The organism is Mycobacterium sp. SMC-18 (assembly GCF_045310895.1).
Taxonomy (GTDB): domain Bacteria; phylum Actinomycetota; class Actinomycetes; order Mycobacteriales; family Mycobacteriaceae; genus Mycobacterium.
Genome location: NZ_JBJIAL010000036.1, coordinates 14147 through 40072, shown reverse-complemented (window position 1 = coordinate 40072; position 25926 = coordinate 14147). Strand labels below are relative to the sequence as shown.

The window sequence follows — 25926 nt, the reverse complement described above, 5'->3', positions numbered from 1 at the left end:
ACAGATTTTCGATAGTGTCCATTTATGCACGAACGTACCGTCCGCGTGACTATCGACAGCGGAACCATCGAGGGGTTCACCCGCGACGGCGTGCACCGCTGGCGTTCCGTACCTTACGCGCGGCCCCCGGTGGGTCCGTGGCGCTACCGGGCCCCGCAACCCGTCCAGCCCTGGCGCGGCGTGCGCTACTGCCATGGCTTCACCTACTGCGCGCCGCAGGAGCGCAAGTACACGATGCTGAGCGTGGGCAAGTACCAGCCGATGGGCGAGGACTGCCTGACGCTGAACGTGGTGACGCCCGAGCAGTCCACCGGTGAGCCGCTGCCCGTGATGTTCTTCATCCACGGTGGCGGTTACATCCTCGGCAGTTCCGCGACCCCGATCTACGACGGTGCCGCGCTGGCGCGGCGCGGCTGCATCTTCGTCTCGGCCAACTACCGGCTGGGTGCGCTCGGCTGCTTCGATGTGTCCACCCTGGCCACGGCGGAGCACCCGCTGGACGACAATCTGTTCCTGCGGGACCTGGTGGCGGCGCTGAAGTGGGTGCGGACCAACATCGCCGTGTTCGGCGGCGACCCGGACAACGTGACCATTTTCGGGGAGAGCGCCGGGGCCCACGCCGTGGCGACGCTGCTCGCCGTGCCGCAGGCGAAAGGCCTTTTCCACCAGGCGATTGCGGAGAGCCCCGCCAGCGGCATGGTGCGCTCACCCGACGCGGCCGCCCAGTTCGCGAAGCAGTTCGCCGAAGCCTTGGGAGCCGGCGAGCGGGACGGTGCCGCCGCGCTGATGTCGGCGAGACCGGCTGAGCTGATGGCCGCGCTGGACCGCGTCATTCATGGTGCCGTCGGCGACATGCCGGGTGCCTTCCCGGCCGGGCCGGCGTACGGAACCGAGTTCCTGCCCGAAGACCCGATGGTCGCGATGCGCGAGGGGCGGGCCCACCAGGTGCCGCTGATCGTTGGTAGCAATGCCGACGAGGGCCGGCTGTTCACCAAGTTCATGCAGCTGCTGCCCACCAACGAGGCCATGATCGAGCGCATCCTCGCTCACCTCCCTGCGGAACGGCGCGCCCGGATCACCGGGGCATATCCGGGCTATCCGCGGTCTGCCGACGCCTGTATCAAGCTCGGCGGCGACTTCGCTTTCGGCACCGCGTCGTGGGAGATCGCCGGGGCGCACATGCGCCACGCGCCCACGTACGCCTACCGGTACGACTACGCGCCGCCGGCGCTGCATTGGACCGGCCTCGGTGCCACGCACGCCACCGAACTGCTCGCGGTGTTCGACGTGTACCGGACCCCGCTGGGTTCGGTGCTGACCGCCGCCATGGACCGCAAGTCGGCGCTGCGGATCAGCAATGACGTCCAGAACCGGTGGCGGGCGTTCGCCAGGACGGGCATCCCCGGCGAGGGCTGGCCGCAGTACGACGCAGCCGACCGCGCCGTGCTGGTGTTCGACCGCAAGACCCGCGTCGAGTTCGATCCGCGCGCCGAGCAGCGTCAGGCCTGGGAAGGCTTTTCACTGGTCCACGGCTAGGGCCTACTTCTTGACCACCTGGGTGCCGCCGGCGAGTTCGTCGTGCCGGCCCTGTTTGCAGGGGCTGGAGTTGATCGTGACGGCGATGAAGATGTAGGCGATGAACGCCAGCAGCCCGCCGACCCACGGGATGATGGGCAGCAGGGTGAACGAGTTGCGGATGGCCGACTGCTTGAAGTCGGGCTTCGCCATGCCGTGGGGTCCGCGGACGCTGAGGCCCAGCAGCATCTTGCCGGGCGTCGCCCCGGCCAGGACCTCGAACAGCACGAAGTACAGGAAGGTGCCCAGTCCGGAGAACAGGCCGGTCACCATGACGTCGGACATCGAGCCGATGGAGAAGGCGCCGAAGAAGGCCAGGACTCCGACGATCAGTCCGTCGATGAACCGCGCGAAGAATCGGGGCAGCAGGTCACCGGGATGCACCGGGGTGGGTGCGCCGTAAGCGCCTGGGGTGGGGTAGTTCTCGCCGTAGGTCATGGCGTCAATTTACTGCCGATCGGCCAGCAATATCTGGCTTAGCCGCGTAGTGGTGGCCTGGCCGTCCGCATTGCCGCCGGCGCCGTTCAACGCATTCATGACGGCGAGGGTGAAACGTTGTCCCGGCCCGGCGAATCCGACGGTGTTGGTCACCCAGCCGCCCTGCTCGTCGGACCAGCCGTCCTTGTTGCCGGGCGCCATGCCCGGGCCGGCGCCCCAGACACCCCACTGCTGAATGGGGTCGACGTGCTGCATGGCATTGACGATCCACGCGGTCTCGTTGGGCCGCAGCTTGGTCAGCATGTAGTTGACCATCTGGTCCAGATCGTCGGTGGTGGACTTCTGAAAGCCCCAGTACGGGAACATGTCTCCGAACCCGCGCTGTGGTTGGACCCGGGTCATGCCGAAGTGCGGGAAGTCGTTGTTGAAGATCGTGTGGTCGGGTCCGCCGTACCGGGACCACAGGGTGTCGGCGGCGTCGTTGTCCGAGGTGTGCAGCATCTTGCCCATCAGGGCGATGTCGTTGTCGGTGAGCCGCAGCAGCCCGGCGCTCTGCCGGGCGAACAGGTCCACCACCATGCCGAGCTTGATGGTCGAGGCCGTCCAGACCATGTCCCCCGCATGCGAATTGCGGTACACCGCACCGGTTTTTCGATCGCGAAGCACGTATCCGACGGTGCCCGGCCGGGTCGCCAGATAGGCGTCCGCCGCCGCGACGCGTTGCTGCGCATCGCAGGCGCCGGTGCATTCGGCACGGGCGGTGGGCAGTGCGGTCCCGGTCAAAAGCGTTGCGACCAGTGCCGCCCTGAGCAGTTTCACGCCGGTAGCCTCCCAGATCTCGGTCAGTGTCATCCGGTGCCGACGGCCTCTGGCCGGGGCCACGTCGGCAGCGGCACGGGCCCGTCGCCCGGGCGCAGCCGGTCGAGCACCGCCCGCAGCGGTGGCCAGTTGGTGCGGCCCTTGCGGGTGACGGCGTAGGCGGTGTGGATCACCGTCGGCCCGGTCAACGGGACGACCTTGATGCCCGCGCTGGTGGGCCGTTCCAGCGGCAGCAGCCCGACGCCGTACCCGGCGACGATCAGGTCCTCGACCAGTTCCAGGCTGTCGATCTGATGGGCGATGCGCGGGGTGAATCCACTCAGCGCACCCAGTGTGCGGACGGCGTCCTCGTCAGCGGTGTTGCGGGAGTTGACGATCCAGGTCCGGTCCGCGTACTCGGACAGTTCGGCGGGTCCGTTCGCCTCGTCGGCCGGCAGGCCCAGCCCCCATGGAATCGACCACAGGGCAAAGCCTTCGAGGAGCGGGCTGGGGGAGGCCGGAGCCAGGTTGTAGTCGTAGGTCAGGGCCAGGTCCAGGTCGTCGTCGGTGAGCAACGCGAACGCCTCGATGGGCTCGTATTCGCTTATCGCAACATCGATTCCAGGGTGTTCCCGTGTCAGTTCCGCCAGGATCGGCAGCAGCGAGACGCGGATGCCGGTGGCGAAGCCGCCGATCCGCAGGGTGCCGACGGGTTCGGCGCCGGAATCGAGGTCGAGGCGCGCCGCGTCGACGGCGGCGAGGATGGTCACCGCATGGTCGGCGAGGCGCTGTCCGGCCGGTGTCAGCCTGACCCGGCGCCCTTCCGGTTCGATCAGTTGGGTGCCGGTTTCCTTGGCGAGCGCAGCGATCTGTTGCGACACCGTCGACGTCGTGAGATTGAGGTTCTCGGCGACGGCCCGCATCGACCCCAGGCGCGACAGCGCCAGCAGGAGGCGCAGCCGGCGGGTGTCCATCTCATCATTGTCCAGGGAATCTGCACGATTCTGCGTGTTCCGGCCCGAAGTTATGAATATTTAGCCAATGTGCGACGATCCGAAAATGACCGCACGCCCCGCTCACTTCGTCCCGATCGACACCGATCGGGTTCAGCCGACCCGATTCGCCCAGAGCTTGTGGGGTCAAGACCACCTCAACGGCCCGGCGGTGGTGGGGCTGGCCGCGCACGCGCTGGAGGCCGCGTTCGGTTTACCCGACTTTCTGCCGGCCCGGCTCACCGTCGACCTGTTCCGCGCCGCGCGCGGGGTGCCGACGACGACCGCGGTGAAGTTGGTGCGGGACGGGCGACGGGTGCGCAATTCCGAGTGTGACGTGGTGCAGGACGGCGTCACTGTCGCCAGGGCCACGCTGGTGCAGTATCGGCTCGCGGAGGCGCCCGCTGGTGAGGAGTGGTTCGGCACAACCGATTTCGAGCCGCCCGCGGTGATCGATGACGGCCTGGCGCCATACATCAGCAGTGACGGTGTCGGCTGGACGCGAACCATCGCCGAGCATCAGAACACCGGCCGCAAGCGTTACGTCAACCGGCCCATCGACGTCATCGAGGGGCAGGTCAACACCCCGTTCGTCCGTGCCGCGGTGACGGCCGAGGGCACCAGCATGGTCACGAATCTGGGCACCGCGGGCATCGGCTACATCAACGGCGACCTCACTGTGGCGTTGACGCGGCTGCCGCAGGACGGCTGGGTCGGCGTCGAGGCCGAGACGCATTGGGCGGCCCAGGGTATCGCGGTCGGTGCCACCACCTTGTACGACAGCGCTGGACCGATCGGTACCGGTCTGACCACCGCGGTCAGCAACCCCGCCGCGCAGATCGACTTCGGTCACAGCCGATTTCCCGAGCGGATCCGGCGGGAACTCTAGCGCAGGTTTAGCACCGGGACGCCTGCGGTAACCAAGGACTGTCCGAGCAATCCGTGGGGTGGACACCCCGCAATCATCTGATTGGAGGATCGCGATGAGGATGAAGAAAACAGTCGTCACCACTGCTGTTGCCGGTGCACTGTTCGCCGGCGCCGCAGGTGTCGGCACAGGCACGGCCACGGCCGGCATGACGCCGCCCCCTGGACCCACCGTGACGGCGCCGCCGTCATGGGCACCGCCGAAGCCGGCGGAACCGGCATGGTCAATGGGTAATCCCCAGGTCTGGGACGCCGGCTGGAACCACTGGGGCGTCTGGGTGAACGGCACGTTCGTCCCGACGTTCTGATCGGTTCGGTTCTGATCCGGACCACGAAGGGGCCGTTGTTGTAGTCGTTGCAACAACGGCTCCATTCATGAATTGCGAACGATATGTCCATGATTATCACGTGGACATGAACGGTCTTCCTCCCGTTCAATACGACGCATGACCACCGCAGCAGCCCACAACGGCGCACTCATGACCGTCGCGTCGATGATGTCGGTGCAGCTGGGCGCGGCGCTTGCGGTGAAGCTGATGGACGGTATCGGGCCGGCCGGTGTGGCGTGCCTCCGCCTGGCGTGGGCGGGCGTGCTGATGCTGCTGTTCGTCCGGCCGCGGCCGGCGTCGTTCACCCGGTCGGCGTTCCTGTCGTGTGTCCTGCTCGGCATCACCACCGCCGGGTTCACCCTGCTGTTCATGGTGGCGGTCTCCCGCATCCCGCTCGGCACCGCCAGCGCCCTGGAATGCCTTGGGCCGCTTGCCGTCGCAGTGGCCAAGGGGCGCGGCCGCGGGCGTCTGCTGTTCCCGGCGATGGCAGGCACCGGCGTCGTGCTGCTGACGCAACCGTGGGCCGCGGCCGTCGACCTCATCGGTGTGTCGGCTGCGCTGGCTTCGGCGGTCTGCCTCGGTGCCTACATCCTGTTGACCCAGCGCGTGGGCGACGCGGTCACCGGCATCACCGGACTGGCGGTGTCCATGCCGGTCGCCGGATTGGTCGTCACCATGGTGGCCGGGCCGTCGGTCATCGGCCATCTCACGCCGCACCTGCTGTTGGCCGGCCTGGGCCTGGCCATCCTGTTGCCGGCCATCCCGTTCACTTTGGAGATGCTGGCGCTGCAGCGCCTGACTGCGGCAGCGTTCGGCACGCTCATGAGCCTCGAGCCGGCTTTCGCCATGATGCTCGGGCTGCTCATCCTGCACCAGGTGCCGGGCCTGCCTGCCGTCGCCGGTATCGCACTCGTCGTGCTGGCCGGTGTCGGTGCCGCGCGCCGCGGTGCGCGACCCGTCGCCGGGGCGGGCCACCGGGAACCGGCCCTCGTGGTCGAATAGGGGCATGACGCCACCGGCCACCGCGCTCACAGCCTCGCCGTTCACCGGCCGCACGCCCAGCCGGGCCGGGGACCTGTCGGTGGAAACCCATGGCATCGCGCCGGTTCCGGCTGACCGCCGGTACGGCACGCCGGGCCGGCTGTTCACGGTGTGGTTCGCGCCGCAGATCAACATGACATGCGTCTTCACCGGCGCCATGATCGGCGCACTGGGTCTGGGTTTCTGGGCCGCGTTGCTGGCCATGATCATCGGCACGGTTCTGGGTGCCGTGGTGGTCGGCTATCTGTCCACGCTGGGTCCGCGTACGGGTACCGCGCAATTGCCCGGGGCGCGGATGGCTTTCGGCGGCTTGATCGCGGTACCCGCTGTGCTGCAATGGCTCTCGTCGGTGGCGTGGGACGCGCTGGTAGGCCTGTTCGGGGGCGGAGCACTCTCGGTGCTGCTGGGTATCCCGTTCTGGGTGGCCGTGTTGATCGTGCTGGGCGTGCAGGGCGCGGTCGGGTTCATCGGCTACGAGCTGATCCATCGGCTGCAGGCCGTACTCACCGTGGTGTTGTTCGTGACGTTCGTCGTGTTCGCGGTGAAACTCGTTGCCGGACATCAGGTCGTGACGCCGGCCGCCGCGCACGGCGCGGACTTCGCCGGCGCGTTCGTACTGGCGGTCACCATCGCGCTGAGCCTGGCGGTGTCCTGGGCCAGCTATGCCGCTGACTTCAGTCGCTACCTCCCGGCCGATTCCGCGCCGCGCAAGGTGTTCGGGTTCAGTTTCGCGGGATTGGCCACCGCGTACGTGTTCGTCGAGACGATCGGTATCGCCGCGGGAAGTCTCATCACCGACCAGACGGCGGAGGGCGTGCGGTCGGTGATGGGCGGCGGCGCACTGGGTGCCATTGCCCTGGCCGTCATCGCGCTGGCCTCGGTGGGCTCGGGCGTGATGAACGACTACAGCGGGTCCCTGGCCCTGCAGACGCTGGGCGTGCGCGTGCGGCGGCCGGTGTCCTCACTGGTGGTGACGGCGCTGGCGTTCGGGCTGATCCTGTGGCTCCACACCGGTGACACCGCAACGCGATTCACCAACGTCCTGCTCCTGATCAGCTACTGGATTCCGGCCTTCGCGGCCATTGTGATCGTCGACTGGCGCCGCCGTAGCCGCGGCCGGCCGACCGTGGATCCGGCGGCGGAGGCGACGCCGCGCGCCGACGCCATCGCCGCGCTCGTCGCGTTCGCCGTGGCCTACGGCGCGGCGATCCCGTTCATGAACACCACGCTGCTGCAAGGTCCCGTCGCCGTCGCGTGGCACGGTGCGGACATCGCGTACTTCGTGAATTTCGTTGTCGCACTGGTGACCTACGGCGGCTACCGGCGCCTGCGCTCCTGACTGTGAGTGCTGTGCACGGAAATCGGCGAAGTTCCGTGCATAGGGCTCACATTGATCAGATGGCGCAGCCCGCTGCGCGCAGCTTTGCGCGCACCCGGTCGATGATGACCTGCGGTCGCGAGAGCATCTCGGCGCTGACGCGGACCACCGTCCACCCGGCGGCCTCCAGTAGCGCGATCCGGTCGATGTCCCACGACCGCTGGCTCCGATCGGTCCAGTGCTGGATGCCGTCGTACTCGACCGCCAACTTCCATTGGGTCCAGCCCATATCCACCCGGATCCGCAGTGTGCGGAATTCGATTTGTGTCTCGGGCGGTGGCAGTCCAGCACGTACCAACAGCAGCCGGAGCCTGCTCTCCTGTGGTGACTCCGCCCCGCCGTCGACCAGGTCGAGCAATGCGCGCAACCTGGCGGCTCCGCGGACGCCACCATGCGAATCAGCTACCGCAGCGATATCGGCCGGCTTGATGCGGGTGGCATTCAACAGTGCATCGAGTATCGGTATCGCTTGGTGCGCAGGATGAATCCGGCCGATGTCGAAGGCTGTTCGCGCGGGCGTCGTGAGTGTGATGCCTTCGACTACGCAGAGTTCATCGGGACAGACAACCCACGACCGCACGATCATTCCGGCCGGGGAGCGGCGGTTGGCACGCAGTATCTCCGCGGGCTGCTGCGAGTCCAACCACCTGGTTCCGAATAGGGCGGCCGCAGATAGCCCACATAGCGGCGCACCACTTTCCAGCCACGCAGCCTGGGCCCGGAGTTGCGCCGTCAGCTCGACCCCGCGTGCCAGGTAGACGTCCCGAAATATTGGTCGGTAGTCGCGGGCCAGAGTTCTCCTGGTCAGTGCGCCACGCCGCACCGCCCGGCTGCCGATGAATGGTCCCATGGTGACACGGTCGTGGGCGGCACCGACGACTGTGAGGCCCACGCACCGATTTCGGGCCGATCCTGTGTATAGAACTCACACTGGGGATAACACTCGTCGGGATAGCTGATCAGCGCACCGTCGCGAAGAACGTGCGCACGTCGTCGACGAACAACTCGGGTTGCTCGAATGCCGCGAAGTGACCACCGCGCGGCATCGTCGTCCAGTGGGTGACGCTGTAGCCGCTCTCGCACCAGGACCTCGGTGCCCGCAGGATCTCCTTCGGGAACGACGCCACGCCGGTGGGTATCTCGACCTTCTGCTGCCCGCCGCCGAACACGCGAAAGCTCTCCCAGTACAGCCGGGCCGACGATGCCCCGGTGGCGGTGGCCCAGTAGATCATCACGTCGTCGAGCATCTCGTCGCGACTCAGTGCGCCCTCCACATCACCGTCGTGGTCGGTCCAGGACCAGAACTTCTCCACGATCCACGCCAGCTGCGCCACCGGTGAGTCGACCAGGCCGTAGCCGAGCGTCTGCGGACGGGTGGACTGCTGCTTGGCGTAGCCGGAATCGACGTCCTGGTAGCGCTTCAGCGCCGCCAGCGCCTGCTGTTCCTCGGCAGTGAACTCCGTGGTGCCGGGCGCAGGACGGCCCATCGGCATGTTGGTGTGAATCGCAATGCAATGACCCACGTTTCGCCCGATCTGGGTGGTCACCGCCGCGCCCCAGTCGCCGCCCTGCGCGCCGTACCGGGGGTAGCCGAGTCGCACCATCAGGTCGTCCCACGCCTGCGCGGTCCGCTCGACGCCCCAGCCGGTGGCGGCGGGTTTACCCGAGAAGCCGTAGCCCGGCAGTGACGGACACACCACGTGGAACGCGTCTTCGGCCCGTCCGCCGTGCGCGGTCGGGTCGGTCAGCGGCCCGATGACCTTCTGGAACTCGGCGATCGACCCCGGCCACCCGTGCGTGATGATCAGTGGCAGCGCGTCGGGATGCGGGGACCGCTGATGGATGAAATGGATGTCCAGGCCATCGATCTCGGTGATGTACTGGTCGAACCGGTTCAGTGCGGCTTCGCGGGCCCGCCAGTCATAGCCGTCCGCCCAATAATCGGCCAGCGCGCGGGTGTAGCTCAGTGGGATGCCCTGGCTCCAGTCGTCGACGCACTCGGCCTCGGGCCAGCGAGTGTTGGTCAGGCGCTGGTGCAGATCGTCCAGCACCTCGTCGGGCACGGCGATCTGAAAAGGCACGATGTCAGTCACAAGTATCCATTCTTACTCGATCGGTACGGAGGTGTGCGTGAGGCTCGACCGTCCACGCAGCATCCGGCTGCCGCTGTTTCGCCAGTGCCCTCGTTCTGCGTTGTCGCACAGGCTGATTGCCGCCTCGGAGGCGAGGGTCCGGTGAGGCTCCTTCTTGGCGACATCGGCCAGCCGGGCGGCTTCGTTCACCGGATCACCGATCACGGTGTACTCATACCGGTTCTCGGCGCCGATGTTGCCGGCGAACACACTGCCGGCGCTGACCCCGATGCCGAAGTCGATCACCGGTAGTTGCTGCAACGCCACACCGAGCGTGCGAGCCGTCGCCAGGGCATCGGCGGCCGCGGTGTCCGAGCGCAGGGGAGCCCCGTAGATGGCCAGCGCGGCGTCGCCCTGGAACTTGTTGATCAGGCCGCCGTGCTGGTCGACGGCGGCCACCACGATCCGGAAGAAGTCGTTGAGCACCGCGGCGATATCTGCGGGTGCCATGGTTTCGGCCATCCGGGTCGAGTTGGTCAGATCGATGAACAGCACCGCGACATCGCGCACTTCGCCGGCCACCGGCTCGTCGGACGACAGTGCCAGACGCGCCACGTCCGGGCCGACGTGCCGGCCGAAGAGGTCCCGGAGCCGGTCGCGCTCGAGCAGTCCGGTCACCATGCGGTTGAATCCACTTTGCAGGCGGCCGATTTCGGACTGCTCGTAGACGGGAACGGTGCGGCCGATCTGACCCCGTTCGACCTCGGCCATGGCCTCGACGACGTCGCGCACCGGATCGGAGATCGACAGCGACACCACCATCAGCGCGCGCAGCCCCAGCGCCACCGACACCGCTGCCACGACCACGACGGGAATGTCCACCGACGCCGATTTGGGCATGAACCAGCCCATGTGGCGGCAGATGATCAGCACGGCGATGAACAGACTCGGCAGCGCGCTGTTCATCACCCACATGATCACCAGGCGCGCCAGCACCCCGGGCGTGCCGGCCCGGCCCAGATAGTCCTGAGTGGCCGCGGCCGCGAGGGGTCGGTAGCCGCGCTGGGTGAACAACATGCCGGTGCTGAGCGTCGACATGGCGCCGAAGATGGCGGTCATGGCGAGCAGCGTCGCCGGTATCGGCTGGTGATTGGTCGTGATCAGGGTGGCACCGCCGATGACCCACACCACGGCGGACAGGGCCGCCTGCCGCTGCACGACGGTGACAGCGCGGCGTCGCTGGGCCTGGTCGGGTATCGCGGCGGCGGCGTACCAGCGGGCGCTGTCGACGATGCTGCGATAACTGCCGATCGCCACCACCAGCGTGCCGAGCGTGACCACGGCGACCAGCGGGAGCAGGTTCGCCCGGCTCAGCAACGAACTGGCGGCACTGTGGGTTTCGGCGCACAGCGATACCACGGTCGCGACGACCTCGGCGGTGGTCAGCAGGTAGGCGAAGGTGAATCCGACGGTGTAGCGGAGCGCGATGGAGGTGGCGCTGGGCCGGGTCGCGACGGGGTCGGTCACCGGATGCCCTCGACGATCACCACGTTCAGAATGCGCGGGCCGTGCACACCCTCGACGCGTTGCAACTCGATGTCGCTCGTCGCACTCGGTCCGGAGATGAAGGTCAGGGGACGCGACGGGTCGAGTGCCGCGAAGGCCTGCGGCACGGTATCGACGATCTGGTCGGCCCGGATGACGCAGACGTGATGGTCGGGCACCAGCGTCAGCGCGCGCCGGCCCTGTGCCGCACCGGCATCGAGCACGATGGTTCCGGTCGCCGCGATGCCGAGGGCACAGCCGGTCACCACCGCATCGACGCTGTCCAACACGTCGAGGCCGACGGGCGGATCGTCGACGACGGCGCGGATGCCGGTGACCCAGTCGGGCGGCAAGTCGGCCGGGACCACAGCCGTGCCGGCGCCGACGAGCGCCTCGATCGTGGCGGCCACCTCGCTCGCGTCGACGCGGTGGACCTGTGCCCGGTAGTCGGCCACCGTCTCGGCGAATCGCGCGACGTTGCCCCGATCTGTCAGCCGGTGACGGTCGTAGTCGCGTGGCACCGCGACCGCTGCCGTCGCCGGCCCGAGAGCCGCGCGGATCCGGCCCAGCACTTCGGTTCGGGCATCGCTCATTGTTCGCCACCCCGGTTGCGGGCCCACCACTGCCGGAACGTCTCCGCCGGTGGTGCCGGAATGTCGCGGCTCGCAGTCCATTTCGACGCCGGCCACGGTAGTCGGCTGATGCGGTGGTCCTTGCCCGCGAGCATCCGGCCGGCGCCGAGAGCCTTCTCCGCCCATCCGAACCGCGCCGCGGACCCCATGGCCCAGCCCGCGGCTTTCATCGCCAGATCCTGTCCGGACGGGAGCCCGCCTCGTTCCTGGTCTACCTGTGCGGCCCGCAGGTGCACCAGGATCGACGGGATGTCGATGAGGACGGGGCAGGCCTCGAAACACGCGCCGCACAATGACGACGCGTACGGCAGGGTCGCGTTCGGATCGTCATGTCCGGTGGTCCCGGTCAGTAGGGGACTTAGGATCGCGCCGATGGGTCCCGGGTACACCGAGCCGTAGGCATGTCCGCCGGTGCGCTCGTAGACGGGACAGACGTTCAGGCACGCGCTGCACCGAATGCAGTGCAGCGCAGCACGTCCCACCTCGTCGGCGAGCGCCCGGGTGCGGCCGTTGTCGAGCAGCACCAGGTGGAATTGCTGCGGCCCGTCGCCGGGATGCACACCGGTCCACATCGAGGTGTACGGGTTCATCCGCTCGGCGGTCGACGACCGCGGCAGCAGTTGCATGAACACCTCGAGGTCGGTGAACCGCGGGATGACTTTCTCGATGCCCATCACGGTGATCAGGGTCTCGGGCAGCGTCAGGCACATCCGCCCGTTGCCCTCGGATTCGACGACCGCCAGGGTGCCGGTCTCGGCGACCCCGAAGTTGGCGCCGCTGACGGCGACCTTGGCGGACAGGAACTTTCGTCGTAGGTGCGCGCGGGCGGCCATCGCCAGTACCCGGGGTTCGTCGGTGAGGTCGCCCACGCCGGGCATTTCGCGTTCGAAGATGTCCCGGATCTCCGTACGGTTGCGGTGGATCGCCGGCACGAGGATGTGGCTGGGTTTGTCGTGTCCGAGTTGGACGATCAGTTCGGCCAGGTCGGTCTCGATGGGCGTGATCCCCTCGGCCTCGAGATGCTCGTTGAGTCCGATCTCCTGCGTCGCCATCGACTTGACCTTCACCACCTCGCGGCTACCAGTCGACCGGACCAGTTGGGCGACAATACGATTGGCCTCGTCGCCGTCGCGGGCCCAGTGCACGGTGCCGCCACGCGCGGTGACGTTGGCTTCCAGTTCCTCCAGGAGTTCGGGCAGCCGCGCCAGCACATCCTGTTTCAGCGCGCTGCCGGCCGCACGCAGCTGTTCCCAGTCGTGGCATTCGGCAATGGCGGCAAGGCGTTTGGCGCGGATGGTGCCGGTGGCATGGCCGATATTGCGTCGCAGTTGCTCATCGGCCAGCGCTGTCCGCGCCGCCGCCGGAAAACTATGATCGCCACGGAGATTCCCCACACCCGGCTGCCCGAGGAACACCGCGGTCACGATGTGGCCGCCAGGATTTCGGCCAGGTGCACGGTGCGGACCCCACTGCCGGTCCGGCTCAGGCCTCCGCCGATGTGCATGAGGCACGATGCGTCACCGGCGGTGCACACCGCGGCGCCCGTCGTCGTGATGTTCGCCATCTTGTCTTCGAGCATCGCCGTGGACACGTCGGCGTTCTTCAAGGCGAATGTGCCACCGAAGCCGCAACAGGATTCGGCCGAGGGCAGCTCGACGAGTGTCAGGCCCCGGACGTTGCGCAGTAGTCGCAGCGGCTTGTCACCGACGCCCAGCATCCGCAGCGAGTGGCACGTCGGGTGATAGGTGACGCGGTGCGGGTAGTAGGCGCCGACGTCGTCGACGCCGAGTACGTCCACCAGGAACTCGGAGAGCTCGAAGGTGTGTGCCGCAACCGATTCGGCGCGGGCCGCCAGTCCGGTGTCACCGGCGCGCCGCGCCACCATCGCATGCTGATGTCGCACCGACCCGACGCAGGACCCCGACGGCGCCACGATCGCGTCGAAGCCGGCGAATGCCTCCACATGGTTGCGCACCAGCGGCACGGCCTCGCGCAGGTAACCGGTGTTGACGTGCATCTGCCCGCAGCAGGTCTGCCCGGCGGGAAACTCCACCTGGTGGCCGAGCCGTTCCAGCAACCGCACCGTGGCGATGGCGGCAGCCGGAAACATGGCATCGGCCAGGCACGTCGCGAACAGGGCTATCCGCACCGGCCGACAGTACCCCTACTTTGCGTACCGGTCCGCCACGTCGAGGGCGCGGTCCAGAATCTCCAGCCCGGCACGGACGTCGTCATCGGCGGCGTTGCACGGCGGCACCACATGGATGCGGTTGAAGTTGGTGAACGGCATGAGCCCGTTCTCCTTGCAGAACGCGACGACGGCGTTCATCGCCTCACTGCTGCCACCGTAGGGCGCCAACGGCTCCCGCGTCTTCTGGTCCTTCACCAGTTCGACGGCCCAGAACACGCCCGCGCCGCGCACCTCACCGACGCTGGGGTGGCGCTGCGCGAAGTCCCGCAGAGCCGGCCCGATGATGTCGGCACCCAGATGGGCAGCGTTCTCGACCATGCCCTCCTCGCGCATCGCGTTGATCGTCGCGACCGCGGCCGCGGTCGCCAACGGGTGGCCGGAGTAGGTCAGGCCACCGGGGTAGGCGCGCTCGGCGAAGGTGGCGGCGATGGCGTCGCTGATCGCGACGCCACCCAGCGGCACGTAGCCGGAGTTGACGCCCTTGGCGAAGGTCAGCAGGTCCGGGACGACATCGAAGTGGTTGATGGCGAACCACTTTCCGGAGCGGCCGAAGCCGGACATGACCTCGTCGGCGATCATCACGATGCCGTACTTGTCGCACAGCGCGCGGACGCCGGCCATATACCCGGGCGGCGGCACCATGATGCCGGCGGTGCCCGGGATGGACTCCAGGATGATCGCCGCGATGGTCGACGCGCCTTCGAGTTCGATGACGCGCTGCAGTTCGTCGAGGGCGCGGGCCGATTCCTGCTCCTCGGTCTCGGCGTGGAACACCGAGCGGTACAGGAACGGTCCGTTGAAGTGGACGACGCCGGCCGCGCCGCGGTCGTTGGCGAACCGTCGCGGGTCACCGGTCAGGTTGATCGCCAGGTCGGTGCCACCGTGGTAGGAGCGGTAGCGGGCGAGCACCTTGTGCTTGCCGGTGTGCAGGCGCGCCATGCGGATGGCGTGCTCGTTGGCGTCGGCGCCGCCGTTGGTGAAGAACACGTGGTTCAGGTTGCCGGGGGTCAGCTCGGTGATCAGCCGGGCGGCCTCGGAACGTGCGGCGTTGGCGTGCTGTGGCGCGATGGTGCACAGCTTGGCGGCCTGCTCCTGGATCGCCGCAACAACTTTCGGGTGTTGGTGGCCGATGTTGGTGTTGACCAGCTGCGAGGAGAAGTCGAGCAGCCGGTTGCCGTCACCGTCCCAGAAGTAACTGCCTTCGGCGGCGGTGATGGTCATGGGGTTCAGCGCGGCCTGGGCCGACCAGGAGTGGAAGACGTGGGCGCGGTCCAGCGCGTAGGCACGCTCGGCTTCGGCACGCATCGAGTCGATGGTGTGGCCTGCGGGCAGGACGTGGTCTGCGGCGAGGGTCATGTCGGGTCCTCTGTCTGGGTGGCGTGATCAGTTGTTCTCAGGGAAGCCCAGGTTGATGCCGCCGTGGCTGGGGTCGGCCCAGCGCTGGGTGACGGCCTTGGCGCGCGTGAAGAACTGCACACCCTCGGGTCCGTAGGCGTGGGTGTCGCCGAACAGCGACGCCTTCCAGCCGCCGAAGCTGAAGAACGCCATGGGAACCGGGATGGGGACGTTGATGCCGACCATGCCGACCTCGACCTCGTTCTGGAACCGCCGGGCCGCGCCACCGTCGTTGGTGAAGATCGCGGTGCCGTTGCCGTACGGGTTGTTGTTGATCAGTTCCAGTGCCTCGTCGTAGGTTTCGACGCGGACGACCGACAGCACCGGGCCGAAGATCTCATCGGTGTAGACGCTCATCTCGGGGGTGACGTTGTCGAGCAGGGTCGGGCCCAGCCAGAAGCCGTTCTCGGCACCCTCGACCGTGACATTGCGGCCGTCGAGCACGACCTTGGCGCCTTCGGCCTCGCCCGCGTCGATGTAGGACGCCACCTTGTCGCGGTGCACCTTGGTGATGAGTGGGCCCATGTCCGAGCCCTTGGCGCCGTCACCGGTCTTGATGGCGGCGGCGCGCTCGACGATCTTGGCGACCAGGTCGTCGGCGATCGGACCGACCGCGACGCAGGCCGAGATGGCCATGCAGCGCTCACCGGCGGAACCGAAGCCGGCGTTGACCATGCTGTCGGCGGCCAGGTCCAGGTCGGCGTCGGGCAGGATCACGGCGTGGTTCTTGGCGCCGCCGAGGGCCTGCACGCGCTTGCCGGAGGCGGTGGCGGTCCGGTAGACGTACTGCGCGATCGGGGTGGAGCCGACGAACGAGACGGCCTTGATGGCGGGGTTGGTCAGCAGCTCGTCGACGGCGGTCTTGTCGCCCTGCAGGACGTTGAAGACACCGTCGGGCAGGCCGGCTTCCTTCCACAGTTCGGCCATCCACAGCGACGACGACGGGTCCTTCTCGGACGGCTTGACGACGACGGTGTTGCCGGCGGCGATGGCGATGGGGAAGAACCACATCGGCACCATGGCCGGGAAGTTGAACGGCGCGATTATGGCGACCGGGCCCAGGGCCTGCCGGATGTTGTAGACGTCGACGTTGGTGGAGGCGTTCTCGGCGTAGCCGCCCTTGAGCAGATGCGGGATGCCGCAGGCGAATTCGACGACCTCGATACCGCGGGCGACCTCGCCCATGGCGTCGGAGAGCACCTTGCCGTGCTCGGCGGTGATGATCGCGGCCAGCTCTCCGCGGCGGGCGTTGAGCAGCTCGCGGAAGGCGAACAGCGTCTGCACACGCTTGGTGATCGAGGTGTCGCGCCAGGCCGGGAAGGCGGCTGCCGCGGCGTTGATGACGGTCTGGGCGTCCTCGACGCTGGCCAGTGCCACCTGTCCGGTGACCTGGCCGGTGGCCGGGTTGGTGACCGGTGCCGACTGTCCCGAGGATCCGGTGAAGACGTCGTTGTTGATCCAGTGCGAGATGGTCTGCGAGGTGGTCATCGTCGAAGTAGGCCTTCCTGGTCGGTACTGGGTGTGCACTCAGCTTGCCCCGGGGCGACCTCCGAATCGGCCGACAATCTGTATCAGGTTCCGGATGTGGATTTACACTTTGTAAATGCCGACCGTCGCCGAGATCGTCGCCCTGCCGGTCATCCAGCAGGGCGAACCCGAGATTCTCTGCGCGACCGGATTCGATCGCCCGATCCGCTGGGTCCACGTCAGCGACGTCCCGGACCTCTCGGAAGTCCTGCAGGGCGGTGAGCTGGTGCTGACGACCGGTGCCGCGCTGCGGGCCGCGCCGCTGGACTACCTGCGGTCGGTTGCCGCCGCGCAGGCCGTCGGCGTCATCGTCGAATTGGGCGCCGGCGCCGTGCCGCTGCCCGTCAACGTCGGCGCGATCGCGGAAGAACTCGGGCTGGCCCTGGTGGCGGTGCGCCGGGTGATCAAGTTCGTCGAGGTGACCGAACAGGTGCACCGCGTGATCGTCGCCGACCAGTACCAGGAGGTCGATTTCGCGCGGCAGACGCACGAGGTGTTCACCGACCTGAGCATGCGCCGGGCGACGCCCGCCGGGATCGCCGAGGCGGCGGCGAATCTGCTCGGCGCGCCCGTCGTCCTCGAGGACCTCACCCACCAGGCGATCGCGGTGGCGACGGCCGGGCGCCCGACCTCAGAGGTGTTGCGGGACTGGCAACGTCGGTCCCGTCAGCACGAGACCGGGGCCGAACGGACCGACGACTGGGTGATCAGCGAGGTGGGACGCGGCGAGGATGCGTGGGGCCGCCTGATCGCGCTGAGCCCCTCGGATGACGTGGCGGGCAGGTTCACGATGGTGCTGGAGCGGGCGTCGCAGGCCCTGGTGCTGCACCGGATGGCCGAGCGTGGCCGCACCGACATCGAACATCAGGCGCAGGCCGGTCTGCTGGAAGACGTTGCGCGCGAACGTATCCGGTTCGAGGATGAGGCGACAGCGCGCGCCTTCGCGCTGGGCCTGCGTCCGGCGGCGCAGTACCTGCCCGCAACGCTGCGGATCGCAAGCTGGGCCGCGCAGGATGGTTCCGACACCGACCCGGTGTCCGAACAACGCCGCAGCGCACGCCTGCTCGACGTGGTCACCCGGTCGGTGAAGGCGTTGGGGCACACCGGATTGTTCTCGCTACGCGGTCCGGGCGAGATCGCCATGGTCCTGTCGCTCAACGCGCGCGCAGGTGGCGCGCTGGAGCCACTGGGCCGGGCACTGCGACGCGACGCCGAACGTGCCGTCGACGCTCACGGCCTGGTACTGGGCATCGGTTCGCCGGCGGCGGGCCTGATCGACGCGATTCACCGCATCACCGATGCCGCCCATGTCGCCGAGGCGGCGCTGTCGCTGCCCGCGTCGCAACGGGTCTGCTTCCGGGTCGCCGACATCAGGCTGCGCGGGCTGCTGTCGATGCTGCGGACCGACCCGCGGGTGCAGCGATTCGCCGAGGGGGAGCTGCGCGCGCTGATCCTGCACGACATGGAGACGGGTGAGGGCCTGCTCGACGTCTTGCGCGGCTATCTCGAACTCGGCGGCAACAAGTCGGCGCTCGCGTCGCGGCTGCATCTGAGCCGCCCGTCGCTCTATGCGAAGCTCAGCCGCATCGAGCAGATCCTCGGCGTCGACCTCGCCGACGGTGAGTCGGCGACTTCCCTGCACGTGGCGTTGCTGATCCTGGAGACACGCAACGCTTTCGGTGGCGGCGGCGCACCGCTGTGACATGCTTCTGACCGTGTCGGGCACATCGCAGAACCGTCAGGGCAATGCCACCCGCGCCAAGTTGGTGAAGACGGCCGAGAAGCTCTTCGCCGAGCAGGGCGTGGACGCCGTCTCGGTGCGCTCGGTCAATGCGGCGGCGGGCCTCGGCGCCGCCTCGGTGCACTACCACTTCGGTTCCAAGGACGAGCTGCTGCGCGCGGTGGTGCTCGATCTCGGCGCCGCGGTGGGCTCGGCCATCCAGGCGAATGTCGATGTGCTGGCGGCGGATTCGGCCGCGCCGTCGCCCGACGCCTTGGTCCGCGCCGTCACCGCGCCCTATCTCGATCTGCTGCGGCGCCAGCGCACCCGCGGTATGCGCTGGATCAAGATCATGGCCCAGATCACCCAGGCCGGCCCCGCCGACGAGAACATCGAGCCCAAGCTGCGCGTCGCCCTGCTGGCGCAGGTGCGGCGGGCCTTCCCGAACGCCGACGAGGCCCGGCTCGAGGCCCGCTGGGCGGTGTCGATCATGGGCTTCGTGCAGGGCCTGAGCCGCGCCGACGAATGGGACCGCGCCAAGCTTTCGGCCCCGGCCCTGGAGGCGTTCTACGAAGACCTCGTGACGTTCGTCGTCGGCGGCACCGAACGCCTCCTGAATTCTTAACCGCGAGCGGCCGTGTCTGTACGGCAACACGCCGCAATCTGCGTGCATTTTCGTCGCACTCGTGGCTGGCGAGCACGCCGATATTTTTGGATCACTTGATCCAATCGAGTGATCGGATTACAGTCGGCCGGGCAAGCCGAGACAGCCCTCACCGAGAATCAGGAGACCACCGTGAGCAGCGTTGCCCAGTGGAGCCCGATGTCCATGAAGTTCGGGGCGTTCCTCGCCCCGTACCATCCGCTCGATGCCGACCCGGCGTTGCAGTTGCGCCGCGACATCGACCTCATGACGCATCTGGACCACCTCGGTTTCGAAGAGGCCTGGATGGGGGAGCACCACTCCACCGGCGCCGAGATCGTCCCGGCGCCTGACGTTTTCATCGCCGCCGCGGCCGAGCGCACCGAGCGCATCCGCTTCGGCACCGGTGTGATGTCGCTGCCGTACCACCACCCGCTGATCACCGCGGACCGCATCACACAGCTGGACCTGCAGACCCGCGGCCGGCTGATCGTCGGAACCGGCCCGGGCAAGATCCCGCTCGACGCGCACATGATGGGCATCACCACCACCAACCAGCGCCGCATGCAGGGCGAGGCGCTGGAAGCCGTGCTGCGTCTGCTGCGCGGTGAGGTGGTCAACATGGAGACCGACTGGTTCACCCTGCGCGACGCCCGCGCCCAGCTGCCCACCTACAACCCGGCCGGCATCGAGGTGGCCACCGCCTCGACCATCTCACCCAACGGCTCGGTACTGGCCGGCAAGCACGGACTGTCGCTGCTGTCGCTGGCCGCGAGCTCGCCGGCCGGCTACGAGTCGCTTGACCGCAACTGGGGTGTGTACGAACAGGTTTCGGCCGAGAACGGCCACGTCGCCGACCGGTCGACGTGGCGTCTGGTCAATCCGATGTTCATCGCCGAGACGCGCGAGGAAGCCGAGCGCGCCGTCAGCCGCCGGATTCACGCCATCGCCGAATACGTCAACCGGCAGCAGAACATCAACCCGGATTGGGCGCAGACCCCGGCCGGCATCATCGACTACTGGCGGGGCGAATCGCTCGGCGAGTTCGGTCAGGCGATCATCGGCACGCCCGAGGACGCCATCGCGCAGATCGATCGTCTGATCGAGAAGACCGGCGGCTTCGGCACCCTGCTGATCATGCACGTCGACCTGGCCGACTGGGAGAACACCAAGCGCAGCTACGAGCTGTTCGCCTCGGAGGTCATCCCGCACTTCCGCCGCCGCAACGCCGGCCGTCAGGCCAGTCTGCAGTTCGCGCAGGACAACTCAGAGGTGCTCATCGGCAACCTCGTGGGCGCGATCACCAAGGCCTACACCGACTACTACGGGCAGCCGACCGATCTGCCCGCCACCCCGGCGCCCGCCAACGAACTCAACACCGCAGGAGCACACGCATGAGGGCAGCACAGTTCATCGACGGCCAGTTCACCGTGACGGACGTGCCGGAGCCGCCGGCCACCGGTCCGGGCCAGGTGCGCATCAAGGTGGCCGCGTGCGGCATCTGCGGCAGCGACCTGAGCATGTCCAAGGACCCGTGCCGGTTCGTGTCCGTCGCCGCCGGGGCGGGCTTCCCGTTCGCCGTCTTCGACGCCACCCGTCCGGTGGTGCTGGGGCATGAATGGGCGGGCGTCGTCGTCGAAACCGGCGAAGGCGTCGAGGATTTCCAGGTCGACGACCGCGTCACGGGCCTCGGCATCACCACCGAGCAGAACGGGATGCCGACGATCATCGGCTACTCGAACGACTACCACGGGGCGTTCGGCGAGTACATCGTCGTCGACGCCTTGTGGGTACGGCACGTGCCCGACGGCCTCTCGCTCGAACACGCGTCCCTGGCCGAACCGCTGCACGTCGGCGAGATGCACATGCAGCAGTCGGGGCTGACGCCCGCGGACACCGCGCTGGTGATCGGCTGCGGCTCGATCGGTCTGGGCACGATCCTCGCCGCGAAAGCCGCAGGCGCGCACCTCGTCATCGCCTCCGAGCCGTCGCCGAAGCGGCGCGAGCTCGCCGCGAAGATGGGCGCCGACATCGTCGTCGACCCCACTGAGCAGGACCCGATCGACGTCTACAACGAGTTGCTGGGTAGCGGCAAGACCGGCGGTGGCCTGCTGATCGCCTATGAGTGCAGCGGCCGGGTCGGCACGCTCAACACCCTGACCCACACGCTGCCGTGGGGTTCGCGCATCCAGGTGGTGGCATCCCCGTTCGCGGAGGAGACGATCATCCCGGTGGTCGCGCAGATGCGACAGATCGCGATCAACTTCGGGCACGGCCCGTACGAGCAGGCCTACGAAAAGGTGCTGGGCCGGCTGGCCGCGGGGGAGATCGACGCCGAGGCACTGATCACCGGACGCACCGGGCTCGACGGCATTGCGGACGCGTTCACCGCGCTGCGGAATCCGGACGAGCACGTCAAGATCCTGGTACTGCCGTCTTGGTCGTGAGCAGCGTTACCGACGTGTAGCCGTGTCGATCACGGGACAGGCGGGCCCGGGTGCGGCACAGTTAACTGTATGGCCGGTCAAATGATTCCGAAGCCCAGCGACCTGAAGGCTGCGGCTCAGTCCGCGGTCGATGCCGCCCAGTCCGCCGTCGAGATGACGCAGGCGGTCGCCAGCGGTGCCATGCGCATCCCGCCGGCCTCCGTCCAGCTCGCCGCCCAGGTGCCCGATCTCATCGAGAACCTGGCGGTGGCCACCGAGCGGCTCAACGCGACGATCGACCGTACCGAGCGGGTCATGGCCATGGCCGATCCCATGTTCCGGACGCTCGACGCCCTGCTGCCGCAACTCGAAGCCCTGGTGAACACCGGCAACGAGGTGTTCCGGCTGCTGTCGAACATCCCGGGGGTGTCGCGGCTGAACCCCTTCGGCGGCGGACCCAAACCCCCGCAAGACAGGTGATTTGTGCACGATTTTCCGCGCCGGCCGCGGAAAATCGTGCACAAATCACGGTAGGGCGTTGAAGCGGATGGCCAATCCGTCGATGAACGCAGTCAGGGCCAGCTCGAAACCGGCCGTGTCGATCTGGTCGGCCTTGCCACGCAGCAGATGTGCCTGGCCCATGTGCGGGTAGCGGTCGCGGTAGACCTGCACGTCGTCGGTGAATCCACGTGAGAAGGAGCCGACGGTCGATCCGAGCACCAGCGACCGGGTGGCGGCACCGATCAAGGTCGCTTCCCGCGGTGGCCAGCCGGCGCCGACCAGGCCGCCGTGGACGGCGTCGGCGATCCGGAGGCTGACATCGCGACGGCCCGGCCCGGTCGCCAGGTAGGGCACGAGATTCGGGTGGGCGGCCAGCGCGGCGCGGTGGGAGCGGGCCCACGCCGCCAGCGCGTCCTGCCAGTCATCGCCGCGGTCGAACCCGGAGGTGTCGATTTCCCCGGCGACCCGACTCGCGACGGCGTCGAGCACGTCGTCCTTGGTGGGGTAGTGCTTGTACAGCGACGACGCCTGGACGCCGAGTTCGGCGGCCAGCTTGCGCATCGACAATTCGGCGAGGCCGTCGCGATCGATCAAGTCCAATGCGGTGTCACGGATGAGTTCGCGGTTGAGCAGCGGTACGCGGGGCCTGCCCATCTGCTTCTCCCTTGAATTAGCGAACATTGTTAGCTTATGGTGACGGCAACAAGCTAACACTGTTCACCACTTTTGAGGAGTTGTCTGTGAAACGCGAGGTCTACAGCGAAGAGCACGAGGATTACCGGGCCATGATCCGGGCCTTCGTCGAGGCCGAGGTGAGTCCGGTCTACGACGAGTGGTTCGAGAAGGGCCTGGTGCCGCGCGAGTTCTACTACAAGCTCGGCGAACTCGGCATCTTCGGCGCGGAAATCCCGGAGGAGTACGGCGGCGAGGGTCTGACCTCCTACAAGTTCCAGGCGATCCTCACCGAGGAGCTGGCCCGCGCCGCGGTCTCCTTCGGCGGCTCCAGCGTGCACGTCGGCCTGTGTCTGCCCTACATCCGCGACATCGGCAACGAAGAGCAGAAGAAGCGCTGGTTCCCCGGCATGCTCAGCGGCGAGATCATGTTCGCCATCGCGATGACCGAGCCGGGCACCGGTTCCGATCTGGCCGGAATGCGCACCACCGCAAAGCTTTCCGAGGACGGCACACACTACGTCCTCAACGGCTCCAAGACCTTCATCACCGGCGGTGTGCACGCCGACCGCGTGATCGTCTGCGCGCGCACGTCGGCCCCCAAGGAAGACGACCGCCGCTTCGGCATCTCGCTGCTGGTGGTCGACACCAAGCTGGAGGGTTACTCGGTCGGCCGCAAGCTCGACAAGCTGGGCCTGCGCTGCTCGGACACCGCCGAGCTCAACTTCACCGACGTCAAGGTCCCGGTCGAGGACATCCTCGGCGAGCCCGACCAGGGCTTCAACTACCTCGGCCAGAACCTGCCGCGCGAGCGGCTGGGCATCGCCGTCAGCGCCTACGCGCAGGCCAAGGCCGCGGTCCGGTTCGCCGTGCAGTACACCAAGGACCGCACGGTGTTCGGCAAGCCGGTGGCCTCATTCCAGAACACCAAGTTCGAGCTCGCCGCCTGCCAGGCCGACGTCGACGCGATGGAAGCCGTCGTCGACCGGGCCATGGAAGCGCACGACCTAGACGAGCTGTCCGCTGCCGACGCCGCCAAGGCCAAACTGTTCTGCACCGATGCGGCCGCGCGCGTGATCGACCGCTGCCTGCAGCTGCACGGCGGCTATGGCTACATCAACGAGTACCCGATCGCCCGGCTGTACGCCGACAACCGCGTCGGCCGCATCTACGGCGGTACCAGTGAGGTCATGAAGATGATCATCGCGAAGGACATGGGGCTCTAAAAGCGCTGTCGCAGTGTGCGAAGGCGCCCGTCGGAGTAACTTGATTCCCGGGCGCCTTCTGCATTTTCGGGCCTGTCGAGGTGCCCGAATCGAGGGAACGACGCAAAGTGGCAGCCCCACGACACCACGTGCACGTGTGCGACCATCCGCTCACGCGGGGTCAGGCGCGCCGGCTCAGTCGGCGCTTCGCCGTCGCGGGAGTGCAGATCGAGCCCGGGCGCCTGCAGGAGATCGCGGCGGGCGCGGCGACCGTCGGCGACGAACACATCGACGTGGCGTTCGCCATGGTCGCCATCAGTTACGTCGCGGACCGTCGCATCGCGAAATTGACGCGCATTCGCCGCCGGATGGGCCGCTGGCTGCTGGTGGGTGCGATGATCGTATTGAGTCTGTGTCTGCTCATCAGCTTGGCCATGGCCATCTTGACGCTGATGCAGCCGACGTTCACGGGGGTCTGAGGAGTCGAGATCGAGAACGTACTGACGCGCTGGGCGATCGGGGTCATCGCCTTCGCGATGATCGTCGTCGCTGCCGTGCTGCCGTGGTACACCGCCCACAACGACCATGGGCACGGTTCCATGAGCGGTTGGGGAATCTGGGACATCACCGGGAACCTGGGCGCCGCGTTGCGGCCGCTGCCCTTCGCGGTGCTGATCCTGCTCGCGGCCGGCACGATGATCGTCGCCGCGGTGCGCGCCATGTTCGGCACCGCGCTGGCCGCGGCCATCGCCTGCTTCGTGGTCAGTCTGCTGCCGTTGATGACGGGCGGCGCGGTCGACCGGCGGCTGGCCGGAAGTGATTCCGTCGCAGTGGTTCTCGGTCAGGCGGTCACGCCGATGATCGTCATCGGCTTCGTGGCCTGCGTGGTGAGCTGGATCGGCTATGCGCGGTGTGTGCTGCGCGCGGCGCCGAGAGCCGAGGTCGAGGTCCAGCCGGCCTGACCGGCATTCCACTGATCGGACGTTCGGGCCGTCCGGGCCCGCGCCCTGCGATTTACTTCGGCCATGGGTGCACAGGAACTGTTCGGTGGTGGGATCGCGGTCATCACGGGTGCCGGCTCGGGCATCGGGGCCGGACTGGCCAGGTACGCCGCCGGGCTCGGGATGACGACGGTGCTCGCCGACGTCGACGCCGCCGCGATCGCCGCGCTGCGCGATGAACTGTCCGCTGCCGGTGCAACCGCTGTCGACGCGGTGTGCGATGTCCGCGATGCGCAGGCCGTGCAGGCCCTGGCCGACCGGGTCAACCGCGAGATCGGGCCGGTGCGGCTGCTGGTGAACAACGCCGGCATCGAGCAGTTCGGCTACCTGTGGGACACGCCGGTCGCCAATTGGGAGCGCGTCATGGACATCAATGTCAGCGGCGTCTTCCACGGCGTGCGGGCCTTCCTGCCCGCCATGCTGGCGTCGGACGAACCGGCATGGGTGTGGAACATGTCGTCCGTCGGTGGCGTGTCGACGGTGCAGCTGCAGGCGCCGTACATCGTCAGCAAGCACGCCGTGCTCGCACTCACCGAGTGCCTGCGCGTCGAGGTCGAGCTCGCCGGGCACGACGACCACGTAACCGTGCAGGCGGTGCTGCCCGGACCGGTGCAATCCAACATCTTCACGGCGGCCGGCGGTGTCGACAGCGGAAGCGGGGACGCCGCCGACGCCTCAGAGTCCGAGCGCGCGGCGATGCACCAGCTCTCCGCCATGGACCCGCTCACCGCGGCCGCGGCCATCTTCGACCAGTCGGCGGCCGGCGGCTTCTATCTGACCACCCACCCCGACGCCGTCGCCGGCGCCATGGCCGAACGCGCCCGGGTCCTCAGTGAGCAGGCGATCCCGAAGCTGCGCACCCGCCGGTTCGCCACCAAGTGATTTGTGCACGATTTTCCGCGCTCACCGCGGATTTTC

26 protein-coding genes are annotated in these 25926 nt (G+C 67.9%); 14 read left to right on the top strand and 12 right to left on the bottom strand.

Translation table 11 applies throughout. From position 1 onward, the window contains the following. Nucleotides 1-24 precede the first annotated feature (24 nt). Complete coding sequence (locus ACJH6J_RS23670) at nucleotides 25-1536, top strand: carboxylesterase/lipase family protein (RefSeq protein ID WP_135355260.1); 1512 nt, start codon at nucleotides 25-27, stop codon at nucleotides 1534-1536. 3 nt (nucleotides 1537-1539) lie between these two features. Here the strand turns inward: ACJH6J_RS23670 and ACJH6J_RS23665 are convergent, their stop codons facing one another. Genes ACJH6J_RS23665 through ACJH6J_RS23655 form a run of 3 tightly spaced genes read right to left on the bottom strand, consistent with a single transcriptional unit; the run spans nucleotide 1540 to nucleotide 3785 of the window. Then, complete coding sequence (locus ACJH6J_RS23665) at nucleotides 1540-2013, bottom strand: RDD family protein (RefSeq protein ID WP_226521964.1); 474 nt, start codon at nucleotides 2011-2013, stop codon at nucleotides 1540-1542. Nucleotides 2014-2022: 9 nt separating this feature from the next. Beyond that, on the bottom strand, nucleotides 2023-2832 hold the full coding sequence (locus ACJH6J_RS23660) for a tat pathway signal sequence (protein WP_406804618.1): 810 nt from the start codon (nucleotides 2830-2832) through the stop codon (nucleotides 2023-2025). Nucleotides 2833-2861: 29 nt separating this feature from the next. Then, a complete protein-coding gene (locus ACJH6J_RS23655; RefSeq protein ID WP_406804617.1) occupies nucleotides 2862-3785 on the bottom strand; it encodes a LysR family transcriptional regulator in 924 nt (307 codons plus the stop codon). An 85-nt stretch (nucleotides 3786-3870) separates the two neighbouring features. Between ACJH6J_RS23655 and ACJH6J_RS23650 the strand changes: the two genes are divergently transcribed. The 4 genes from ACJH6J_RS23650 to ACJH6J_RS23635 all read left to right on the top strand — a co-directional run bounded on the left by ACJH6J_RS23650 (nucleotide 3871) and on the right by ACJH6J_RS23635 (nucleotide 7439). Beyond that, a complete protein-coding gene (locus tag ACJH6J_RS23650) occupies nucleotides 3871-4692 on the top strand; it encodes an acyl-CoA thioesterase domain-containing protein (RefSeq protein ID WP_406804616.1) in 822 nt (273 codons plus the stop codon). Nucleotides 4693-4792: 100 nt separating this feature from the next. Beyond that, complete coding sequence (locus tag ACJH6J_RS23645; RefSeq protein WP_406804615.1) at nucleotides 4793-5038, top strand: hypothetical protein; 246 nt, start codon at nucleotides 4793-4795, stop codon at nucleotides 5036-5038. 138 nt (nucleotides 5039-5176) lie between these two features. Then, nucleotides 5177-6061, top strand: coding sequence for an EamA family transporter (locus tag ACJH6J_RS23640; protein WP_406804614.1), 885 nt, complete (start codon nucleotides 5177-5179; stop codon nucleotides 6059-6061). Between the two features lie 4 nt (nucleotides 6062-6065). Next, nucleotides 6066-7439 carry a purine-cytosine permease family protein gene (locus ACJH6J_RS23635; protein ID WP_406804613.1) on the top strand — a complete coding sequence of 458 codons (1374 nt, stop codon included), beginning with the start codon at nucleotides 6066-6068 and terminating at the stop codon, nucleotides 7437-7439. Between the two features lie 55 nt (nucleotides 7440-7494). Here the strand turns inward: ACJH6J_RS23635 and ACJH6J_RS23630 are convergent, their stop codons facing one another. The 8 genes from ACJH6J_RS23630 to ACJH6J_RS23595 all read right to left on the bottom strand — a co-directional run bounded on the left by ACJH6J_RS23630 (nucleotide 7495) and on the right by ACJH6J_RS23595 (nucleotide 16801). After that, nucleotides 7495-8328 (bottom strand): DUF559 domain-containing protein, encoded by an 834-nt coding sequence (locus ACJH6J_RS23630; RefSeq protein WP_226521967.1) that lies wholly within the window; start codon nucleotides 8326-8328, stop codon nucleotides 7495-7497. A gap of 109 nt (nucleotides 8329-8437) precedes the next feature. Next, the gene (locus ACJH6J_RS23625; protein WP_226522156.1) at nucleotides 8438-9562 is read right to left on the bottom strand and encodes an epoxide hydrolase family protein; all 1125 of its coding nucleotides are present in this window, start codon (nucleotides 9560-9562) and stop codon (nucleotides 8438-8440) included. A 21-nt stretch (nucleotides 9563-9583) separates the two neighbouring features. Next, nucleotides 9584-11077, bottom strand: a complete 1494-nt coding sequence (locus ACJH6J_RS23620) for an adenylate/guanylate cyclase domain-containing protein (protein WP_406804612.1) — start codon at nucleotides 11075-11077, stop codon at nucleotides 9584-9586. After that, on the bottom strand, nucleotides 11074-11688 hold the full coding sequence (locus ACJH6J_RS23615) for a lactate utilization protein C (RefSeq protein ID WP_406804611.1): 615 nt from the start codon (nucleotides 11686-11688) through the stop codon (nucleotides 11074-11076). Before ACJH6J_RS23615 ends, ACJH6J_RS23620 begins: the two co-directional genes overlap by 4 nt. Next, nucleotides 11685-13151, bottom strand: coding sequence for a LutB/LldF family L-lactate oxidation iron-sulfur protein (locus ACJH6J_RS23610; RefSeq protein ID WP_406804610.1), 1467 nt, complete (start codon nucleotides 13149-13151; stop codon nucleotides 11685-11687). Before ACJH6J_RS23610 ends, ACJH6J_RS23615 begins: the two co-directional genes overlap by 4 nt. Continuing rightward, nucleotides 13148-13876: a (Fe-S)-binding protein gene (locus ACJH6J_RS23605; RefSeq protein WP_064858138.1), complete on the bottom strand. Its 729-nt coding sequence runs from the start codon at nucleotides 13874-13876 to the stop codon at nucleotides 13148-13150. Before ACJH6J_RS23605 ends, ACJH6J_RS23610 begins: the two co-directional genes overlap by 4 nt. A 15-nt stretch (nucleotides 13877-13891) precedes the next feature. Next, nucleotides 13892-15274: an aspartate aminotransferase family protein gene (locus ACJH6J_RS23600; RefSeq protein WP_138249259.1), complete on the bottom strand. Its 1383-nt coding sequence runs from the start codon at nucleotides 15272-15274 to the stop codon at nucleotides 13892-13894. A gap of 27 nt (nucleotides 15275-15301) precedes the next feature. Further along, nucleotides 15302-16801 carry a CoA-acylating methylmalonate-semialdehyde dehydrogenase gene (locus tag ACJH6J_RS23595; RefSeq protein WP_133427375.1) on the bottom strand — a complete coding sequence of 500 codons (1500 nt, stop codon included), beginning with the start codon at nucleotides 16799-16801 and terminating at the stop codon, nucleotides 15302-15304. A gap of 115 nt (nucleotides 16802-16916) precedes the next feature. Between ACJH6J_RS23595 and ACJH6J_RS23590 the strand changes: the two genes are divergently transcribed. From ACJH6J_RS23590 to ACJH6J_RS23570, 5 genes are all read left to right on the top strand, one after another. Beyond that, entirely contained in the window at nucleotides 16917-18542 is a 1626-nt protein-coding gene (locus ACJH6J_RS23590) for a PucR family transcriptional regulator (protein WP_406804609.1), read from the top strand. 13 nt (nucleotides 18543-18555) lie between these two features. After that, the gene (locus ACJH6J_RS23585) at nucleotides 18556-19185 is read left to right on the top strand and encodes a TetR/AcrR family transcriptional regulator (RefSeq protein WP_053856342.1); all 630 of its coding nucleotides are present in this window, start codon (nucleotides 18556-18558) and stop codon (nucleotides 19183-19185) included. Between the two features lie 171 nt (nucleotides 19186-19356). Further along, on the top strand, nucleotides 19357-20601 hold the full coding sequence (locus ACJH6J_RS23580) for an LLM class flavin-dependent oxidoreductase (protein WP_406804608.1): 1245 nt from the start codon (nucleotides 19357-19359) through the stop codon (nucleotides 20599-20601). Continuing rightward, on the top strand, nucleotides 20598-21650 hold the full coding sequence (locus ACJH6J_RS23575; protein WP_406804607.1) for an alcohol dehydrogenase catalytic domain-containing protein: 1053 nt from the start codon (nucleotides 20598-20600) through the stop codon (nucleotides 21648-21650). Before ACJH6J_RS23580 ends, ACJH6J_RS23575 begins: the two co-directional genes overlap by 4 nt. Before the next feature lie 69 nt (nucleotides 21651-21719). Continuing rightward, nucleotides 21720-22109, top strand: coding sequence for a hypothetical protein (locus ACJH6J_RS23570; protein ID WP_212811462.1), 390 nt, complete (start codon nucleotides 21720-21722; stop codon nucleotides 22107-22109). A gap of 45 nt (nucleotides 22110-22154) precedes the next feature. On the opposite strand, the gene ACJH6J_RS23565 is transcribed toward ACJH6J_RS23570, so the two are convergent. Then, the gene (locus ACJH6J_RS23565) at nucleotides 22155-22784 is read right to left on the bottom strand and encodes a TetR/AcrR family transcriptional regulator (protein WP_212811461.1); all 630 of its coding nucleotides are present in this window, start codon (nucleotides 22782-22784) and stop codon (nucleotides 22155-22157) included. A gap of 86 nt (nucleotides 22785-22870) precedes the next feature. Here ACJH6J_RS23565 and ACJH6J_RS23560 point away from each other — a divergent pair, with 86 nt between their 5' ends. The 4 genes from ACJH6J_RS23560 (at nucleotide 22871) to ACJH6J_RS23545 (ending at nucleotide 25890) form a co-directional block, all read left to right on the top strand. Then, nucleotides 22871-24028 carry an acyl-CoA dehydrogenase family protein gene (locus ACJH6J_RS23560; protein ID WP_212811460.1) on the top strand — a complete coding sequence of 386 codons (1158 nt, stop codon included), beginning with the start codon at nucleotides 22871-22873 and terminating at the stop codon, nucleotides 24026-24028. 107 nt (nucleotides 24029-24135) lie between these two features. After that, nucleotides 24136-24486 carry a hypothetical protein gene (locus ACJH6J_RS23555; RefSeq protein ID WP_212811459.1) on the top strand — a complete coding sequence of 117 codons (351 nt, stop codon included), beginning with the start codon at nucleotides 24136-24138 and terminating at the stop codon, nucleotides 24484-24486. Nucleotides 24487-24543: 57 nt separating this feature from the next. Then, nucleotides 24544-24969: a hypothetical protein gene (locus tag ACJH6J_RS23550; RefSeq protein ID WP_212811458.1), complete on the top strand. Its 426-nt coding sequence runs from the start codon at nucleotides 24544-24546 to the stop codon at nucleotides 24967-24969. A 63-nt stretch (nucleotides 24970-25032) separates the two neighbouring features. Beyond that, nucleotides 25033-25890, top strand: a complete 858-nt coding sequence (locus tag ACJH6J_RS23545; protein ID WP_406774547.1) for an SDR family NAD(P)-dependent oxidoreductase — start codon at nucleotides 25033-25035, stop codon at nucleotides 25888-25890. Nucleotides 25891-25926: the final 36 nt, after the last annotated feature.

Coding starts and splice junctions, on each gene's coding strand:
- ACJH6J_RS23595 (WP_133427375.1), bottom strand. CDS start 16,801: ATGACCACCTCGCAGACCATCTCGCACTGGATCAACAACGACGTCTTC.
- ACJH6J_RS23565 (WP_212811461.1), bottom strand. CDS start 22,784: ATGGGCAGGCCCCGCGTACCGCTGCTCAACCGCGAACTCATCCGTGAC.
- ACJH6J_RS23630 (WP_226521967.1), bottom strand. CDS start 8,328: ATGGGACCATTCATCGGCAGCCGGGCGGTGCGGCGTGGCGCACTGACC.
- ACJH6J_RS23645 (WP_406804615.1), top strand. CDS start 4,793: ATGAAGAAAACAGTCGTCACCACTGCTGTTGCCGGTGCACTGTTCGCC.
- ACJH6J_RS23670 (WP_135355260.1), top strand. CDS start 25: ATGCACGAACGTACCGTCCGCGTGACTATCGACAGCGGAACCATCGAG.
- ACJH6J_RS23545 (WP_406774547.1), top strand. CDS start 25,033: ATGGGTGCACAGGAACTGTTCGGTGGTGGGATCGCGGTCATCACGGGT.
- ACJH6J_RS23570 (WP_212811462.1), top strand. CDS start 21,720: ATGGCCGGTCAAATGATTCCGAAGCCCAGCGACCTGAAGGCTGCGGCT.
- ACJH6J_RS23655 (WP_406804617.1), bottom strand. CDS start 3,785: ATGGACACCCGCCGGCTGCGCCTCCTGCTGGCGCTGTCGCGCCTGGGG.
- ACJH6J_RS23665 (WP_226521964.1), bottom strand. CDS start 2,013: ATGACCTACGGCGAGAACTACCCCACCCCAGGCGCTTACGGCGCACCC.
- ACJH6J_RS23575 (WP_406804607.1), top strand. CDS start 20,598: ATGAGGGCAGCACAGTTCATCGACGGCCAGTTCACCGTGACGGACGTG.
- ACJH6J_RS23550 (WP_212811458.1), top strand. CDS start 24,544: ATGATCGTCGTCGCTGCCGTGCTGCCGTGGTACACCGCCCACAACGAC.
- ACJH6J_RS23600 (WP_138249259.1), bottom strand. CDS start 15,274: ATGACCCTCGCCGCAGACCACGTCCTGCCCGCAGGCCACACCATCGAC.
- ACJH6J_RS23615 (WP_406804611.1), bottom strand. CDS start 11,688: ATGAGCGATGCCCGAACCGAAGTGCTGGGCCGGATCCGCGCGGCTCTC.
- ACJH6J_RS23640 (WP_406804614.1), top strand. CDS start 5,177: ATGACCACCGCAGCAGCCCACAACGGCGCACTCATGACCGTCGCGTCG.
- ACJH6J_RS23635 (WP_406804613.1), top strand. CDS start 6,066: ATGACGCCACCGGCCACCGCGCTCACAGCCTCGCCGTTCACCGGCCGC.
- ACJH6J_RS23650 (WP_406804616.1), top strand. CDS start 3,871: ATGACCGCACGCCCCGCTCACTTCGTCCCGATCGACACCGATCGGGTT.
- ACJH6J_RS23590 (WP_406804609.1), top strand. CDS start 16,917: ATGCCGACCGTCGCCGAGATCGTCGCCCTGCCGGTCATCCAGCAGGGC.